The organism is Syntrophomonas sp. DTU019 (assembly GCA_913757435.1).
Lineage (GTDB): Bacteria > Bacillota > Syntrophomonadia > Syntrophomonadales > Syntrophomonadaceae > DTU019.
On the sequence record CAJYDM010000003.1, the window covers coordinates 308,680 to 325,521 of the forward strand.

Genomic DNA, 16,842 nt, shown 5'->3' on the forward strand with positions numbered 1-16,842 from the left:
TCAGTTGCCCGCAGAATGCGTAGACCGTGACCTCCTCTATATTTCTCTTGCGTATACCGCTAGTTCACGAGCCTGCCTCGTACTCTACAAAGCTCAGCACATGATAGTAATTAAAAATGCCTCTTCTATTGATGTAAGGCCATCAGTCTTCGGTTTCCAGGCTTTTTTATCACCATCCCCTTACAAGTTTTACTAATTATATTATAAATTTTTCCATTAAACCATATTAATATCAAACATAGCTCGGCCATTTAACATGGCTAGTATTAGACTCACATTTGCGTTAAACCGACTTCCTGGGATAACCTTTGATTTGTTCTCTGAAAACAATAATATGCGGGATGTTTAAATATATGGCCCTACTTCCGTAAAAACGAGCCTAGCAGGCCGCGTACCAGTTCACGGGCTACCTGGCGACCCACCGTATTTACTGCCGTTTTGGCCATCTTCTCCATGGTGCTGTCGGCTTTGCGGCCTCGTTTTCGCGTTGTGCTTGGTTTTCCATAAGTGTCTTCATATTTACCCCTTCTGGCACTGCGGTTCCGGGCTTCTTCTGCCTGTGCAGCTTTCTTTTCCCGATCCATTTTATCCTGCAGAAATTCATAGGCTGAATCACGGTCCACGCTGTGCAGGTATTTGCCTCGCCAGGGGGAGCGTTCCAACTCCTGGTTTTTCCTGGCTTCAGGGGCTGGTCCTACCATGCTGCGGGGGGGCAGTATGAAAGCCTTTTCCACTACAGAAGGGCGTCCTTTCTCATCCAAAAAGGACACCAGGGCTTCTCCCACTCCCAGTTCGGTGATGACTTTTTCCACATCGAAAGCCGGATTCTGCCGGAAGGTTTGGCCTGCAGCCTTGATAGCCTTCTGATCCCCGGGGGTATAGGCGCGCAGAGCATGCTGCACCCGGTTGCCCAATTGTCCTAAAATCCGATCGGGGATGTCGGCAGGATTCTGGCTGATGAAATAAATGCCAATGCCTTTGGAACGGATCAACCGCACCACCTGCTCAATTCTTTCTATCAGCACCTTGGGGGCGTCATTAAACAACAGGTGAGCCTCGTCAAAGAAGAAAACCATTTTAGGCTTTTCAGGGTCACCCACCTCGGGCAGTTCCTCGAACAACTCCGATAACAGCCACAACATAAAGGTGGAATAAAGAGTAGGAGATTGGAACAACTGAGTGCATTCCAGAATATTGATTACCCCCATGCCATCGGCATCGGTTTGGAACAGGTCTTTAATGTCCAACGCCGGCTCTCCGAAAAACATATCCCCGCCCTGCTCTTCCAGGACCAGCAGGGCGCGCTGTATGGCGCCAATGGACTGTTTGGACATGGTACCATACTCAATCGTAAACTGTGAGGCGTTTTCCGCTACATAGACCAGCATGGATTTCAGGTCTTTCAAGTCCAGCAATAAGAGCCCTTGGTCGTCAGCGATGCGAAACACCAGATTTAAGACTCCGCTTTGGATTTCGGTGAGATTAAGGAGTCGGGCTAGGAGCAGGGGACCCATTTCTGAAACCGTGGTCCGCACCGGCAAGCCTTGTTTGCCGAAAACATCCCAATAATGTACCGGGAAAGCTCGATATTGAAAACCCTTTAGTCCTAACTGTGCTATCCGTTCAGCTATCTTGGGATTGTTGCCGCCTGCCTCTACCATTCCGGACAGATCCCCCTTAATGTCTGAAAGGAAAACCGGGGTGCCTATGGAACTAAAGGCTTCAGCCAGGACCTGCAGGGTAATAGTTTTGCCGGTGCCAGTGGCTCCGGTTATCAAGCCATGGCGATTGGCCATATTGGCCAGCAGGTATAAGTCGTGTTCTCCTCGGGCAATAAAGAGATTGCTGTCCAGGATGCTCACTTCCTTTACTCTCTTATTTATTTCAATGGTTTCATAATTCAACATCGACCGAGGTAATTCCTACAGTGGTTCAGGCTAACTTATAGTCCGTGGATTTCTTAATTTGGGGTATGATAACAATAACACAGAATTAATGTAGATGAGCAATTCAATGACAAAATGGTGGCATTCCCTCATTAGCCCATCTTTTGTACCAAATGGAAGTCACTTTTTAATTGATTCTAGGGATAACAAGCCAGACGGGGAATGAAGGGGCAAATGGGAGTGGTTCCGATTTGTCTTCTGAATGATAACAAAGATTACAGCAGAAAAACAAAGCAGGTGATATGTTTGACACGTTGTTTAATTGATGGCATCAGTCACGACGGCCAGGGAGTAGGCCGACTGGAAGGGCTGGCGGTGTTCGTGCCCGGCGCGCTTCCCGGCGAGACTGTGGATATAGAAGTGACCCAGCGCAGGAAGAACTTCGCCCGCGCGCGGCTCAATGCAGTCTTGGAAGCTTCCCCGTACAGAACCGAGGCACCCTGTCCTTACTATTGGGAGTGCGGGGGCTGCGACTATCAGCACGCTGAATACGACTTGCAGTTAGAATTAAAAACCCGAGTAGTAGACCAGACCCTGCAAAGGGTAGGGAAGATAGATACTACGGTTAATCCTTGCTTGCCATCCCCTGATATTTGGCGGTATCGCAACAAAGTTGCCTGGCATGGCAGGCCAAGCCGTGACGGCTGGCATTTGGGATATTATCGCTCCGATTGCCACGATATTCTGGAAGTCAAGAATTGCCTGTTAATCAGTGAGTCTATGCAGGAAATCAGTAACACTGTGGGGGAACAGTTACGGCAATTGCCACAGCCACTGCCTGCCTTAGAAATAACCGTTAGGCAATCATCCGTTGATCATAAAATCATGGTTATTGTATCAGGTATAGAGCGGAAGCTGGTTCTGCAAACGCTTGAAGGCCAGTACCCAATGGGCGTTTCATGGATACACCACCAAGCGGAGCAGTGTTCGGTATTATCAGGCGAGCCATTGCTACGCGAGCAGCTGCATAATACCAGCTTTGAAATATCACCTATGGCCTTTTTTCAGGTCAACCACGGCCAGGCCGAGCAGATCTTGAAGATCATCACCCAATGGCTTGACCTTCAAGGCAATGAAGTAATCCTAGATGCTTACTGCGGGGTGGGGTCACTTGCCCTGCCCCTGGCTGGCCAAGTCCGAAAAGTCATGGGTATTGAGGCCTTTAAGCCCGCTGTGAAAGACGCCCAGGCCAATGCCCGTTTAAACGGGCTGCGCAATACAAGATTCCTGGCCGGTTTAACAGAAGATGTGATGCCCACTTTGACCAACCGCTTTGATGCCGTGATCCTGGACCCGCCCCGCAGCGGTTGCGCACCTGGGGTGGTGCAGTCCGTGGCTCGTTTAAACATCCCCCGGGTAGTCTACGTTTCCTGCGAACCATCTACCCTAGCCCGCGACCTAGCCCTCTTCAAGCAGGCAGGATACTATGTTAAGGAAGTCCAACCGCTGGACATGTTTCCCTGGACCAGGCACGTCGAGTGCGTAGTATTGATGTCAAGGGTAAAAGAGTGAGTGTGCGAAAAACCCTTATATATCAATGCTTTTAGCACACATGGGTGTGAAACCCACCAGGCGAAAAACATAAAAATATCGCTTCGCGGAAACAAGTCCATAAAGGCAGTATTTAATAGTCAAGTGGTCAGGTTAGATGTCATAGCCCCGCGAGTGGCCGAGTTAGATGTCAGGGGTCGCGAGTGGTCAGGTTAGATGTTTTTTCGGAAGTTTTTGAAGTTGTGTGGTCAGGTTGGATGTATGCTTAAAAGGAGTTGCATTTCATCTCAAATGTAATAAATAAAGTTTGAAACCAGGAGGTCGCTTGGAATGAATGAAACAGATAATCTGCAAATTGAACTAAAACCTTATAACGAGGCTGCGATTAATACGGAGTATGACCTCGATAGGATAATTTTTGACTTGGATAGCCAGATAGAATTGCTGTCAAGCCAAGCAGACAATTTAGACTACTTGGTTTCAGTCGCTAGCGGAGTGCTGTGTAGCATGCTCGACATACTATGGGTCGGAGAGTTTAGCTTAGAACGCGGACGGGGTATTGCAAGCGATAAAATAGACAGTTTTGTCACAAAAACAGCTAAGATGCTTGGCTGCAAAAATGATGATTTGGAATCTGCTGTAAAATTCCTTGAGAAGAAGTTTCCTATACCAAGCGATGGAAATACTCCTGACTTCGGTGGCGGTCTTCAACATCATCTGCGTGACTTTGCCCACCATCCCACTATCGTCGGGCTAATGTTCTCACTTCTTACACAGTTTACATACAAATCTTACGGCACGGATACGAGCGGTTCTTTTAAGATTGTTGATGTGCCGGAAGTGAGCAGAGCTTTTATCGGAGACGATGTACCGTCGAAGATACTCTTCGGTACGATTACTTGGTTCTTTCATCTCGTTAGTGATGTTGCTGGTTCGAGCAGTTCAGTCGGCAAAAGTGGCGGCACTGGAATACCTGGTCCTATGCTTGCTTTAGCAAAAGAACTTTCTGTCCTGCCAATTTTCAAAAATATGAATGTCAGTGAGAATTCGCTGTCGGAATTCCTATCGAAGCTATTCAACGGTACTCTGCTTGCAAAGCACGATGAGAACGGCAAGATTATTAAAGAAACAGTTATCAAGTTTGACTTGCGTGGTGAACTAGGAGTTGGCATCGAACTTGGAAGACAGGCTGTTCCGGTTGTGGCGAACGACTGTATTGTCAGGACATTCTACTTCATTCGGTACCTTGCAATAGAAATACGATCGAACGAGATACAGTTGGTTTCAGATTTGAACCAGATAAACTGGGATAATGTGAAGCCGCTGAACAATCCCACTATAGCCAGAATGCTCACAATTTCAACAGGCGTATTTACAACCGTAGATGTCGGTGAAGCGGTCATAACACAGAAATACTGGGTTTCGATTAACTATGTTGGTGTCGGTCGTTTCGCTATGGCCATAGGTGAAGACGTGTCTTGGTGTCTGAAAGCCCGGAATATCAAGCATATAAAAAAAGTGTATGAGGACATAAAGCGGTTTGCGTATATGCAAGAAGATGATAACATTTATGCAAGGATAGGTGCGGATATGGATATGGACAAACTTGGGTTAACGGTTGAGCAAACGGAGTTTTTGTACAACCTCGAATACTACAAGACCCTTAATGATATCGAAACCACAAAACAACCCATAAGCAAGGATGGAATTAAGAAGTTGAAATACGAGTGGTTAAACGAGTGGAAAACATATATAACAAATGGATTTGCGAACTTTTTAGGAACTGAGGGTGCTACGCTTCATTGGTATTCAAAACAGGAACTCATTAAAAAAATCGAAGAAAACGACCCTCAAAAAACCTGGTTCAGATTGGTTCTCCTTGAAGCTATGCTTTTTGAGCCATATTACCCGTTGGGCGTACAACAAGATAAAAAGGGCAATACTGTCCCGAACAAAAAATACAGCAAGCTGCAAATACCTACTTGCGGGTATTCCAAAAATAGTGGTGATGCGTTTCTTGACTCATATTTTGATGGTGATTACTACCATAAAGGTTACATAAAACGTCTTCGTAAATGCTACGAAAAGGTCGTTTTTGAAATGAAAGAGGTGCTCAAGGGGCTTCTTATCGGAGGCGCAATAACCGCCGGTATCGCCATAGTCACCATCGCAACAGCCGGAGCTTTAGCCGGACCCATCGCAGTTGCTTTGGTCGGATCGAACTTTGCTGGTCTTAGTGGCGCTGCCTTGACAAGTGCCTGCCTTGCTTATCTTGGTGGTGGTGCAATCGCAGTCGGTGGTGCTGGAATGATAGGCGGAACTGCTGTGATTGTTGGTGGAGGGGCTGCCCTTGGAATAGGCGCGGGCTTAGGTATCGGCGGAGCGGTAGGAGTTGCTGGCCTTATAGGCAAACAGAACACAATTTTACAGTCGGCAAAATTGCTTGTCTCCGTTCGCGAGATATTCCTGAATGATGAACATGACACGGAGTATTCAAATTCCGTTTATGAACAATATGTCCAAAACATCAGGAATATTGAAAACGGATTAACAGAGTTAAGATTAAAAGCCGATGTTGCTGACGGTAAAGAGAAAAAGGAGCTGAAAAGACAGATAAAGAATGCCGAGGAGTCTGTAGAAGCTATGAAAATTGCGAGAAAAAACTTGTTGAAATTTAAGAGTTCGTTCGAAGAGGGATTAGTTCAATAATGAAGTTATATATGTTCTACAAACCAAAGGCACCCTACGTCAAATTGCGTAGAGTGCCTCGTTTGTTTCCTTGCTTATTCATTTACATCCACCGTCATGCCAGACTTAAATTCAACAGTAAATTTGTCCTCAAAGACCGTAACTTTCTCAATCAGCCGTCGGACAAGCTGCTCATCGTATCCGGCAAGAGCGGTGGATTGCTTTTTTAGGAATGTGCTCATATCAGCCATACGCTTTTTAAGTTCATCACGGTTGGCGTTTTCAAGAAGTAGTTTCTGCTTCTGGTCACGCAGTCGGTGAATCTCATCGCCAACTTTCTCATAATCCGCATTAGAAGTGGCCAGCTTTAATAGCTCCGTTTGCAGTTCCTCGAGCCGCTTCTCGATATCCGCCAACGCCTTGTCAATTTCTCTATTTATGACGGTGGCGATGTTGTCCCGTAGAGTAGTGAGGAAAGAGTCCTTGTCACAAAGTGTTTGGTTGATAGCGGTGACCAGCACTTGCTCAATGGTGCTTTCAAGCACTGTGCGGGCATCGCAGAACAGGCCAGTGTTTTCTAGGCGACTGACGCAGCGCCAGACGACGGACTTTTTACCACGATTGTTCCAGTGAACCCTGCGAAAAACCTCACCGCATTTGCCGCAGATGATTATTTGAGCAAACACGTGGTTGCTGCTGAAAGTTCTGGTCTTTCCGTTCGGGCTTGTGTGCACAATACGGCGGCGGATAAGCTCTTCCTGCACCTGCATGAAAACTTCACGCGGGATGATGGCTTCATGGCTGTTCTCTACATAATACTGCGGAACGATACCGTTGTTCTTAACCCGCTTTTTTGTAAGAAAATCAACCGTGTAGGTTTTCTGCAAGAGCGCATCTCCGATGTACTTTTCGTTTCGTAGAATATTATTAATGTTACTGGTGTGCCAGCGCTCATTGCCTGCGCCGTTTAAGATACCGTCGGCCTCTAACCCACGGGCAATCTTCAGCATACTGGCACCCTCAAGGTATTCTCGATAAATGCGCTTTACGATTTCGGCTTCTTCGGGTACAACCACAAGGCGCTTATTCTCATCCTTGGTATAACCGAGGAACCGTGCGCAGTTGACTTGTATTTCACCTTGTTGGTAACGATACTGCAAACCCAATTTCACATTCTGACTTAAAGATTGGCTTTCCTGCTGCGCAAGAGATGCCATAATTGTGAGCATAACCTCGCCCTTGGAATCCATGGTGTTTATATTCTCTTTCTCGAAATAGACCGGAATGTTCTTGTCCTTTAGTTGGCGGATATACTTCAAACAGTCCAGTGTGTTTCGGGCAAATCGGCTGATGGACTTTGTAATGATCATATCGATATTACCGGCCATACACTCTTCAATCATGCGGTTGAATTCTTCACGCTTCTTAGTATTGGTACCGGAAATACCGTCGTCCGCAAATATTCCTGCCAGCATCCAGTCGGGGTGCCCTTGTATGTAGGCAGTGTAATGCTCAATCTGTGTGTCATAGCTGGTAGCCTGCTCCTCGCTGTCTGTGGAAACACGGCAGTAAGCCGCCACACGGAGCTTCGGCTTTTCTTCGTCCTTGCTTTTGAGCGCGTGCTTCCTTGCCGGAATCACGGTGACGCTTTTACTTGCTGTCATTCTTGTTCACCTCCGTTTCAATTAAACTATAGGCGTATTCCGCCTGCGCGAATGGGTCGTCGAGTTCCTCTGTTCCTTCTTTCATGCGAAAGATGGTAGGATAAACGACATCTTTTTCTTGTTTAAACTTTTTGGTACGGCCGAGTCTTTCCGCCCGCATAATTCGTTCCGCCTCGGCAGTGTTGAAAGTGTCTTTGTCAATAATCGGCGGATAAAACTCATCACCGAGGTATCGGGTATTTCGTAGCATTCTGCCGATACCGGAATGGAAAGCTTTAATACCTGCTTTCTTAGCTGCTGTCGCCAAGGAATCGCCGCTCAGGTAAAATTGGAACAATGTTTTTATCTGCTCTGCAGCCTCTTTATCAATTACGGCTTTTCCGTTTTCAATACGGTAGCCAAATGGTATATGGCTCATTTATCTCACCAACCTTTCTTTTAGCGTAATGCCGCATTTTAGTTCGAATCCGATTTCTTCACGAGAATAAACAAGAACCCTCTCCACAAAACGGGCAAACAATTCACCGTCAAAGCCCGTTAGCATTGATGCTTTGGTAGCATACTGCAGCAGAGCACTGACTTCACTTAGGTTTTGGAAGTCATTATTCAAGAATCGCGTTATGGATTCCTTTTGGCGGCGCAGGCGTTCTGCCTCTTGCAACAATTCATTATTGCTCTTATTGTAAACGGCAGGCTCAAGATAGCCTTTGGTCATCAGCCCAACCAGAACATTTCGCTGTTCTGTGTTTTCTTCAAGCTTCTTGTCAATCGCCCGAATGCTTTCCAGAGTTTCGTCGGAATTCATTCCGCGCAGACTGATGAGCAAAGGCTTCAGGACAATCTCATGTCCGAATATGAGCTTGTTCATCATGGTGACAAACGCATATTCTAAATCGGACTCCGGCACAAATTTCATAGAGCATTTCTTGATGTCCGCTATATGAGTGGAGCAGCACCACGCAATTCTATGTTTGCCGCTCGCATGGGTTCTTCTTTTAAAGGTTCCGCCGCACTGACCGCAGATGATTTTGCCTGAAAATGGATAACGGTTTTGATATTTCTTACTTTGCTTCTCCAGCCGTTTTTCTTTACCGCGCTGTTCGATAATATCCTGTGCGGCTTCAAACTCCTCATGGCTTATAATCGGCTCATGATGATCCCGAATTAGGTATTGATCTTTTTCTCCATGGTTGTTATGGCGGTTGAAGCGCTCGTCAGTATAAGTCTTTTGGAAAACAACATCGCCTGTATATTTTTCATTGCTTACAATCCCTCGTATCGTTGTTGACGTCCAGCGACTGCCTTTTTTGGTCGGTACATTTCTGTCGTTCAGTTCTTTTGCGATCTTGTATGTTCCTTTGCCAGAAAGGACTTCGTCAAAAATGTGTCGGACAATTTTAGCTTGAGATTTATTGACAACCATTTCTCCGTCCACATTGTCATAGCCGTAAGGCGGATAGGAAATTTTATAGGTGCCATTCTGAAACCTGCGCTTTATCGCCCATTTGTTATTTTCAGCAATGGAGAACGACTCATTTTCAGCCAGTCCAGACAGGATTGACAGCATGAGTTCGCTTTCCATTGACCCCGTGTTGATATTTTCCTTCTCAAAATAGATGAAAACATTAAGATTAAGCAGCTTTCTGACCAGTTGTAAACGGTAAAATAAAAGGGAGAAAAATTGGCCACTAAAAACGGAGAATATTTACCTTAATGTTCCAAACCAGCTAAAATTGTAGGGTAAAATACTACAATTATGCGAGGAGAGGAACCAGGTGAAGGGGTGGCCGATGTATCAAGAATTACAGCAGCTAAAGGAGATGGGGCTTAATAAATCACAAGTTCAACGGCAGTTGGGCATAGATTGGAAAACAGTTGATCGTTATTGGGAGGTGACGCCAGACGAATATGACGAAATAAGAAAAAACACAAAAAGAACCAGAAAGCTTGAAAAATACGAAGAACAAATTGTGAGGTGGTTACAGGAACATCCCGACATGTCATCAGCACAAATACAAGATTGGCTTAAACAGCATTATTTAGATTATCAGGGAAAGGAGAGAACGCTTAGACGATTTATCAGGAGTTTACGGATTCAGTATAACATTAAGAAGCCTATTATCCAGCGTCAATACCAAGCAGTGGAAGAACTGCCCATGGGTTATCAGGCACAAGTAGATTTAGGTTTTACCACCCTGGTAAATACCCAGGGGCAGCGGGTAAAGCTCACAGGATTTGGGCTGGTTCTCTCACACAGCCGTTATAAATATGTTGAATGGGACGATAAGCCACTTACAGCAGCCAGATTCATACAGGTGCATTATCGGGCCTTTGAATACATAGGAGGGGTGCCAGAAGAAATTGTGTACGATCAGGACAGGCTCCTGGCTATAAACGAAAACTTTGGGGATATCATATACACAGCAGAATTCGAGAGATTCCGGCAGCAGATGGGTTTTAAGATATATCTTTGCCGCAAAAGTGATCCGGAGACCAAGGGCAAAATTGAGGCAGTTATCAAATATGCCAAAGGCAACTACGCCAGGCACCGGATATTTGACAACATTCAAGCATTTAATCAGGGGTGTATAGAATGGCTGAACAGAACAGCAAACGCCAATATACATGGCACAACAAAAAAGGTACCGGCAGAAGTGTTTAAAGAAGAACAAAAACACTTAAAACCGATACCGACCATAATTAATCAACCTGAAGAAATTATAACAAGACAGGTACGCAAAGACAATATCATTTGGTACAACAGCAACCGATATACTTTGCCCCTGGGCACTTACCATCCTGAAAGAGAAGTGAAGATTAAAGCAGACCAGGGCATACTAATCGTTTTTGACCTTGAAACCGATGAAGAGCTGGCCCGTCATGAAATATCTCTGGATAAAGGCCGATTGATCAGGAATAACAATCATAAACGCGACCATTCTGCCCGGATAGCCGAATTATATCAAGATACCCTGGCCAATATGGGAGGAAGTGAAATAGCAGCTGTTTTCCTCGATGGTATTCGTAAAGAAAAACCCAGATATGTTCGTGACCAGTATAATCTCATTATCCAAACGATTAAAAATTACTCTTTGGAAACAATATCCCAGGCATTAGATTATTGTGTGGAAAGGAGTATTTTTAGCGCAGTTGAATTCAAGACCGCCCTGGAGTATTTTGCCCAGCAAAACAACAGCCCGGCGGAAACTATACTTGATACGTCTGCCATACCTCTTGCCTATCGGATTAAAACCGAGATCAGAAATATTAGCGAATACGCCGCTATTTATGGAGGTATGAGTATTGAACAAGGCCGAAGAAACCAGGACTTATTTAAGAAGCCTTAACCTTTCCTGGTGCAGAGACAACCTGGATCAAACCCTGCAGACAGCAAGCAGTACCGACATATCCTATCTGGATTTTCTTAACCGGCTGCTGCAGGGAGAGATAAACTACCGTGAAAAAAGATCTGAAGAGCGCCGGATGAAGATGGCGGGGTTTCCCTTTGTTAAAAGCATAGATGAATTCGATTTTGCATTTCAGCGTTCTATTACCCGTAAACAGGTTAATCAATTGCTGGATATGCAATGGATTGAGAAGTTCTACAATCTGATTTTCCTTGGGCCTCCGGGAGTGGGGAAAACTCATTTGGCTGTAGCTATCGGGCTTGAGGCTGTGAAAAAAGGTTACAAGGTAAGCTTCGTAAATATGGATGATTTAATCAAGCATCTTAAGCTGGAAACTACCTCAACCCGGAGCCGCCAGAGGATGAAACGGATCATGGCTTCAGATTTAGTGGTAATTGATGAGATAGGTTTTGTCCCCATTACCAGGCAGGAAGCTAATTTGTTTTTTCAATTGATATCATCACTTTATGAACAGACGGCCTTAATAATAACTTCAAACAAGGGTTTTGAAGACTGGGCCGAATTGATGGGAGACCCGGTTATAACTACCGCTATCCTGGATCGAATCGCTCATCATAGTGAGATATTCAATCTGACCGGCGACAGTTACCGCCTTAAACATCGAGATTCTATACTAAGACTGTAGTCCTATGGAAAATTATTGGCCAAAATTTCTCCAAAATACTTGACCGCTTACATTAGTCCGGCAGTGGCATACCAGAGTGACCGTAAGACCTTGAAATACCTTGATCCGGAAATACTAGCCAGTGCATTTATGCACTGTGAGGAAAGAAAGGTAGATAAATCAGGCTGTATCAGCTTTGAAAGCAGAAAATACGAAGTAGGTCTGACTTTTATCGGCTGCAAAGTCGATGTCATCTTCGATCCGGCAGATATTAGTGAACTTACCATCGAATATGAAGGACACCAGCCCTTTAAAGCCCGGCAACTGGTGATTGGAGAACGGGCGGGTAAGAGACCGCCCTTACCCGAATTCATGCAGAAAGAACCCACTGATTCATCAAGGCTGCTCCAAGCAGCAGCTATTAAGCACCAGGAGCGCAAAGACAACTATACCCCCGCCGTTTCCTATCGTTCAGTAAGCAAGGAGGGCGAAGGGCATGTTTGAAAGTTTCTATGGTCTCCAAAAGACACCTTTTTCCAGGGATATACCCACTGATCAGTTGTATCAGTCACACCTGCTGGAAGAAACCCTGGGGAGGCTTGAGTACACCGCCCAGCGGCAGATGTTTGCAGTATTAACCGGAGACTGTGGAACCGGTAAGACCACTACCATAAGGTGCTTTAAAGAAATCCTGGACACATCTCGGTATATGGTGATGTACTTGGCTGATTCCAAGTTAACACCTCGGCATTTCTACAAAGGCCTATTAGAGCAATTGGGCTGTGAGGCTAAATTCTACCGGGGAGACGCTAAACGGCAACTACATAAAGAGATCGAACTGATGCAGGGTATCCACCACCTGCAGCCCGTGGTTATCGTGGATGAAGCCCATCTATTGGACAAAGAGATGTTGGAAGAAGTCAGGTTCCTGTTGAATTTCAAAATGGACGCCAAAAGCCCGATGGCTTTGATTCTGGTAGGCCAGAATGAACTCTGGGATAGGCTTAAGCTTCAGTCCTATTCGGCCATCAGGCAACGCATCGACATACAATGCAAGCTGCCTCACCTGGATCGCTCTCAGGTTGGCGAATATGTAAAAAGACACCTGGCTTATGCCGGTGCCGAACATGATATTTTCTCTGATAACGCTGTTGATGAGATATTCAAGTTTTCAAGTGGAGCAGCGCGAATGGTTAACAAGGTCTGCACTCATTGTCTGCTTTATGGAGCTCAGAACAAACGTAACATTATTGATGATCATATGGTTAAGCTAGTTGTTCAGGGAGAATTGAGTTAGTTCTCCCTGCCCCTTAAGGGGCTGCCCAAACGGTCAGCACATCCGTCAACTTTTGGCCAAATTACACCGTCTATCACCGGACATTATGGGGTGGCAGTAACAATAAGTCCGCAAAGCCTCTAAAATACTGTGTTTGATAAAATAAAAATAAATTTGTCAAATCGACTTAAACCCTCGATGTATGTTCATGGAAACATATCGAGGGTGTTTTTTTGATTGAAATTTGAGACTGATATTAGATAGGGGTGAGTTGACAGAATAGATAAATAAGCAGGGTTGAGTAGATGGGATGGATGTAACATTCTATACACCTGACAATATAGGATTTAGAGTAATAATTGTTGAATACAAATAAAAAATCATGCGAACTTAAAGAAAATGTTTGCAATATAATGATGCTAATGATATCATGTAATTATACATACATAGAGGTGATTACAATGGCAATTAGTTATAAAAAACTATGGAAGCTTCTTATTGATAGAGATATGAAAAAGAAAGACTTGCAGAAGCTTGCGGGTATAAGTTCTGCTACGATAACAAAGCTTGGTAAAAACGAAAATGTTAGTACAGAAATAATACAAAAAATCTGTATAGCGTTGGAATGTGACGTCTGTGATATCATGGAAATGGATACCAAACGGAATTAGTATTTATTATTGTGAAATATCAATCAAATGGAGGCTTGTTTAATGATAAATATAAGAAAATTAGAATCAGAATTATGGGAATCAGCAGATCTCTTACGTCAAGGTTCTAAATTAAGTTCTCAAGAATATTGCATGCCGGTTCTTGGTTTAATCTTTTTGCGTTATGCATATAGCCGGTTTAAATATGTAGAGGCAGAAATACTAAAAGACCGTCCAGTTCGAAATGGTCGTGTACTGCCTGTTGAGTCAAGTGATTTTAAGCAGAAAAGTGCTATCTTTTTACCTGAGAAGGCACGATATGATTATTTGCTCAATTTACCAGACGATGCTGATTGTGGGAAAGCAGTCAATGAAGCTATGGAGCTTATTGAGGCAGAGAGTACTCAATTGAAAGGAATACTACCTAAAACATATACTTCTTTTAGAAATGATTTGTTGAAAGAATTGTTGCGTATTTTTAACAATAGTGCATTGAATGAAATCAACGATGATATCCTTGGACGTATATATGAGTATTTTTTAAATAAATTTGCTTCAGCTATCGCTTCGGATGATGGAGTTTTCTTTACACCTAAATCTTTAGTAAAGATGATTGTAAATATAATTGAGCCAACTCATGGGATAGTATTGGATCCAGCCTGTGGAAGTGGTGGGATGTTTGTTTCTTCCAGTGACTTTGTTAATGCTGAAGGCATCAATGCTAATTCTGTTATGACTTTTTATGGACAAGAAAAAGTGGAGTTTAACGCTAAGTTATGTATCATGAATATGGCTGTACATGGTCTGAATGCAAAAATCAAGTCTGGTGATGAGGCTAACAGCTTCTATCATGATGCTCATAATCTGGAAGGTAGCTGCGATTATGTAATGGCTAATCCTCCATTTAATGTAGATAAAGTAAAAGCAGAATCTACTCAGAATGCAGGACGCTTACCTTTTGGGCTGCCGGGGGTAAATCAGAAAAAGGAAGTCTCTAACGCTAATTATCTTTGGATTTCATATTTCTATGCATATTTAAATGATAGCGGACGAGCTGGCTTTGTTATGGCTGCTTCTGCTACAGATAGCGGCAATAAGGATCGAGAAATAAGAAAACAGCTTATTCAGACCGGGCATGTAGACTGTTTAATGTCAGTGGCTAATAATTTTTTTTACAAGGTTTCATTACCTTGCTCCCTGTGGTTCTTTGATAAGGGGAAGAAAGAAGAATTAAAGGATAAAGTTCTTTTTATAGATTCACGTAATTACTATACCGTAGTGGATCGAACACTCAATGAGTGGAGTGAATGGCAGATGAAAAACCTAAATGCCATTGTCTGGCTCTATCGTGGAGAGACGGAGAAATACACAAAACTATTACAGGATTATAGTACTCAAATTATCAATGATTGTAGAGAACTAGATGCTGAATTTGAAAGTGTGTCGATATTGTTGAATGGCTATGGTGAGAAACTTAAACCATTGAGAGTTCAGATTTCAGATATCATTATAATTTCAGAGGATATTAACCAGCTGTTACCGCTGAATGATTTGTTGAAAAAGTATACTACAGAACTTAATGCATCGTTAAAAGCACTTTGTGAGTACGGTGATGGATTGGAGAAGGATGAAGCTAAGGAGTTTGCTAAAACCATCGATGAAACCGCAACAACTTGGGACCGTTTCAAGAAATCTGTTTCTAGTCGCATTGAGGAAGTAGTATCTCAAATTAAAGCATGCCGCACAGTTATAAAAGAAGCAAAGTGGCTCACTGAAAAATTCGGAGACGGCACATATACCGATGTTCTGGGACTTTGTAAAGTTGCAACTATAGATGAAATAGAAGAAAAGAACTGGAGCCTTACTCCGGGTGCATATGTGGGAGTAGCTCCTGTAGAAGAAGATGATGAAAACTTTGAAGAAAGAATGACTGAAATTCATAAGGAACTCTTAACATTACAGTCAGAGGCAAACCAGTTAATGGATACAATTTCAGCGAATTTTGAGGAGCTGGGGATATGAAGTTAGTAGATACTACACTTGCTAATATTTTAGACTTTTATAATGGAAAAGTTACAAAAAGTAGTGAGCAAGGGAATGTACCAATATATGGTTCAAATGGAATTATCGGATTAACAAATAGGAAATTATATAAAGACGCAATTATACTAGGGAGAGTGGGTGCTTATTGTGGTTCTGTTATGCGATGCAAAGATGAGTTTTGGGCTTCAGATAACACTATTGTAGTAAAACCAAAACAAGATATTGCCAATATAAATTATTGCTATTATCTATTGAAAAATCTAAATTTGAATAACTATGCTGGAGGTGCTGCTCAGCCTCTAATAACACAAACAACACTTAAGCAAATTAAAATCAAGATTCCTAATATAGATGAGCAAAAACGAATTGCTAACATTCTTTCTGCCTATGATGATTTAATTGATAACAATCAAAAGCAGATTAAGTTACTGGAAGAAGCAGCTATGCGGTTGTATAAAGAATGGTTTGTTAATCTTCGATTCCCTGGATATGAAAACACTAAGATAGTTGATGGTGTGCCGGAGGGGTGGGAGTATAAAGAAGTTGGCTCTTTAATCTCGAAGACACCACGTACTAAGCAAGTAAAGAAATCAGAATATAACAACAGTGGAGAAATCCCAATAATTGACCAAAGTAGAGAGTTTATCGCAGGGTATACAGATGACAGAGAAACTATTGTTGATTTAGGAGTTCCAGTAATTGTTTTTGGCGATCATACTAGGATATTGAAATTAATAAATTTTCCATTCGCTAAAGGAGCAGATGGTACTCAGCTTATTGTATCAGGGGTCGAAGAAATGCCACAGCATCTACTATATTGCAGTTTATTGAACATTGATTTGTCAAACTATCACTATGCTAGGCATTTTAAATACCTAAAGGCAAGCAAAATTATAGTTCCTACTAAGAATATATCAGAAGAGTTTGAAAGTATTGTCGAGATATACTTTAAGGTCATTCAGATTCTAATAGATAAAATATTTTTATTACAAAAATCACGTGATTTTCTACTTCCTAAACTGATGAACGGTGAAATAGAGGTGTAAAGGAGG

13 protein-coding genes are annotated in these 16,842 nt (G+C 43.2%); 9 read left to right on the forward strand and 4 right to left on the reverse strand.

The window, feature by feature from the left end:
* Positions 1-359 precede the first annotated feature (359 nt).
* Positions 360-1,907 carry a helicase HerA-like domain-containing protein gene (locus tag AC15IQ_RS10405; protein ID WP_483178992.1) on the reverse strand — a complete coding sequence of 516 codons (1,548 nt, stop codon included), beginning with the start codon at positions 1,905-1,907 and terminating at the stop codon, positions 360-362.
* A gap of 285 nt (positions 1,908-2,192) precedes the next feature.
* On the opposite strand from AC15IQ_RS10405, the gene rlmD reads away from it, so the two are divergent.
* Positions 2,193-3,458, forward strand: a complete 1,266-nt coding sequence (rlmD, locus tag AC15IQ_RS10410; RefSeq protein WP_483178994.1) for a 23S rRNA (uracil(1939)-C(5))-methyltransferase RlmD — start codon at positions 2,193-2,195, stop codon at positions 3,456-3,458.
* A 309-nt stretch (positions 3,459-3,767) separates the two neighbouring features.
* Complete coding sequence (locus AC15IQ_RS10415) at positions 3,768-6,146, forward strand: hypothetical protein (RefSeq protein WP_483178996.1); 2,379 nt, start codon at positions 3,768-3,770, stop codon at positions 6,144-6,146.
* Positions 6,147-6,220: 74 nt separating this feature from the next.
* Here the strand turns inward: AC15IQ_RS10415 and AC15IQ_RS10420 are convergent, their stop codons facing one another.
* Genes AC15IQ_RS10420 through AC15IQ_RS10430 form a run of 3 tightly spaced genes read right to left on the reverse strand, consistent with a single transcriptional unit; the run spans position 6,221 to position 9,494 of the window.
* Entirely contained in the window at positions 6,221-7,789 is a 1,569-nt protein-coding gene (locus AC15IQ_RS10420; RefSeq protein WP_483178997.1) for a recombinase family protein, read from the reverse strand.
* A complete protein-coding gene (locus AC15IQ_RS10425; protein ID WP_483178999.1) occupies positions 7,776-8,207 on the reverse strand; it encodes a recombinase in 432 nt (143 codons plus the stop codon). The genes AC15IQ_RS10420 and AC15IQ_RS10425 overlap by 14 nt, the downstream gene beginning before the upstream one ends.
* A complete protein-coding gene (locus AC15IQ_RS10430; RefSeq protein WP_483179056.1) occupies positions 8,208-9,494 on the reverse strand; it encodes a recombinase family protein in 1,287 nt (428 codons plus the stop codon).
* Positions 9,495-9,579: 85 nt separating this feature from the next.
* Here AC15IQ_RS10430 and istA point away from each other — a divergent pair, with 85 nt between their 5' ends.
* From istA to AC15IQ_RS10465, 7 genes are all read left to right on the forward strand, one after another.
* Positions 9,580-11,136 carry an IS21 family transposase gene (gene istA, locus AC15IQ_RS10435; protein ID WP_483176949.1) on the forward strand — a complete coding sequence of 519 codons (1,557 nt, stop codon included), beginning with the start codon at positions 9,580-9,582 and terminating at the stop codon, positions 11,134-11,136.
* Entirely contained in the window at positions 11,093-11,842 is a 750-nt protein-coding gene (gene istB / locus AC15IQ_RS10440; protein ID WP_483176950.1) for an IS21-like element helper ATPase IstB, read from the forward strand. The genes istA and istB overlap by 44 nt, the downstream gene beginning before the upstream one ends.
* A gap of 15 nt (positions 11,843-11,857) precedes the next feature.
* Positions 11,858-12,325 carry a Mu transposase C-terminal domain-containing protein gene (locus AC15IQ_RS10445; protein WP_483177253.1) on the forward strand — a complete coding sequence of 156 codons (468 nt, stop codon included), beginning with the start codon at positions 11,858-11,860 and terminating at the stop codon, positions 12,323-12,325.
* Positions 12,318-13,118 carry an ExeA family protein gene (locus tag AC15IQ_RS10450; protein WP_483176941.1) on the forward strand — a complete coding sequence of 267 codons (801 nt, stop codon included), beginning with the start codon at positions 12,318-12,320 and terminating at the stop codon, positions 13,116-13,118. The genes AC15IQ_RS10445 and AC15IQ_RS10450 overlap by 8 nt, the downstream gene beginning before the upstream one ends.
* Before the next feature lie 440 nt (positions 13,119-13,558).
* Positions 13,559-13,768 carry a helix-turn-helix domain-containing protein gene (locus AC15IQ_RS10455; RefSeq protein WP_058259153.1) on the forward strand — a complete coding sequence of 70 codons (210 nt, stop codon included), beginning with the start codon at positions 13,559-13,561 and terminating at the stop codon, positions 13,766-13,768.
* A 42-nt stretch (positions 13,769-13,810) separates the two neighbouring features.
* Complete coding sequence (locus tag AC15IQ_RS10460; RefSeq protein WP_483179000.1) at positions 13,811-15,769, forward strand: type I restriction-modification system subunit M; 1,959 nt, start codon at positions 13,811-13,813, stop codon at positions 15,767-15,769.
* Complete coding sequence (locus tag AC15IQ_RS10465; protein WP_483179001.1) at positions 15,766-16,836, forward strand: restriction endonuclease subunit S; 1,071 nt, start codon at positions 15,766-15,768, stop codon at positions 16,834-16,836. The genes AC15IQ_RS10460 and AC15IQ_RS10465 overlap by 4 nt, the downstream gene beginning before the upstream one ends.
* The last annotated feature ends 6 nt before the right edge of the window (positions 16,837-16,842 follow it).

Coding starts and splice junctions, on each gene's coding strand:
- AC15IQ_RS10420 (WP_483178997.1), bottom strand. CDS start 7,789: ATGACAGCAAGTAAAAGCGTCACCGTGATTCCGGCAAGGAAGCACGCG.
- AC15IQ_RS10425 (WP_483178999.1), bottom strand. CDS start 8,207: ATGAGCCATATACCATTTGGCTACCGTATTGAAAACGGAAAAGCCGTA.
- AC15IQ_RS10455 (WP_058259153.1), top strand. CDS start 13,559: ATGGCAATTAGTTATAAAAAACTATGGAAGCTTCTTATTGATAGAGAT.
- AC15IQ_RS10415 (WP_483178996.1), top strand. CDS start 3,768: ATGAATGAAACAGATAATCTGCAAATTGAACTAAAACCTTATAACGAG.
- istA (WP_483176949.1), top strand. CDS start 9,580: ATGTATCAAGAATTACAGCAGCTAAAGGAGATGGGGCTTAATAAATCA.
- AC15IQ_RS10405 (WP_483178992.1), bottom strand. CDS start 1,907: ATGTTGAATTATGAAACCATTGAAATAAATAAGAGAGTAAAGGAAGTG.
- AC15IQ_RS10465 (WP_483179001.1), top strand. CDS start 15,766: ATGAAGTTAGTAGATACTACACTTGCTAATATTTTAGACTTTTATAAT.
- AC15IQ_RS10450 (WP_483176941.1), top strand. CDS start 12,318: ATGTTTGAAAGTTTCTATGGTCTCCAAAAGACACCTTTTTCCAGGGAT.
- AC15IQ_RS10460 (WP_483179000.1), top strand. CDS start 13,811: ATGATAAATATAAGAAAATTAGAATCAGAATTATGGGAATCAGCAGAT.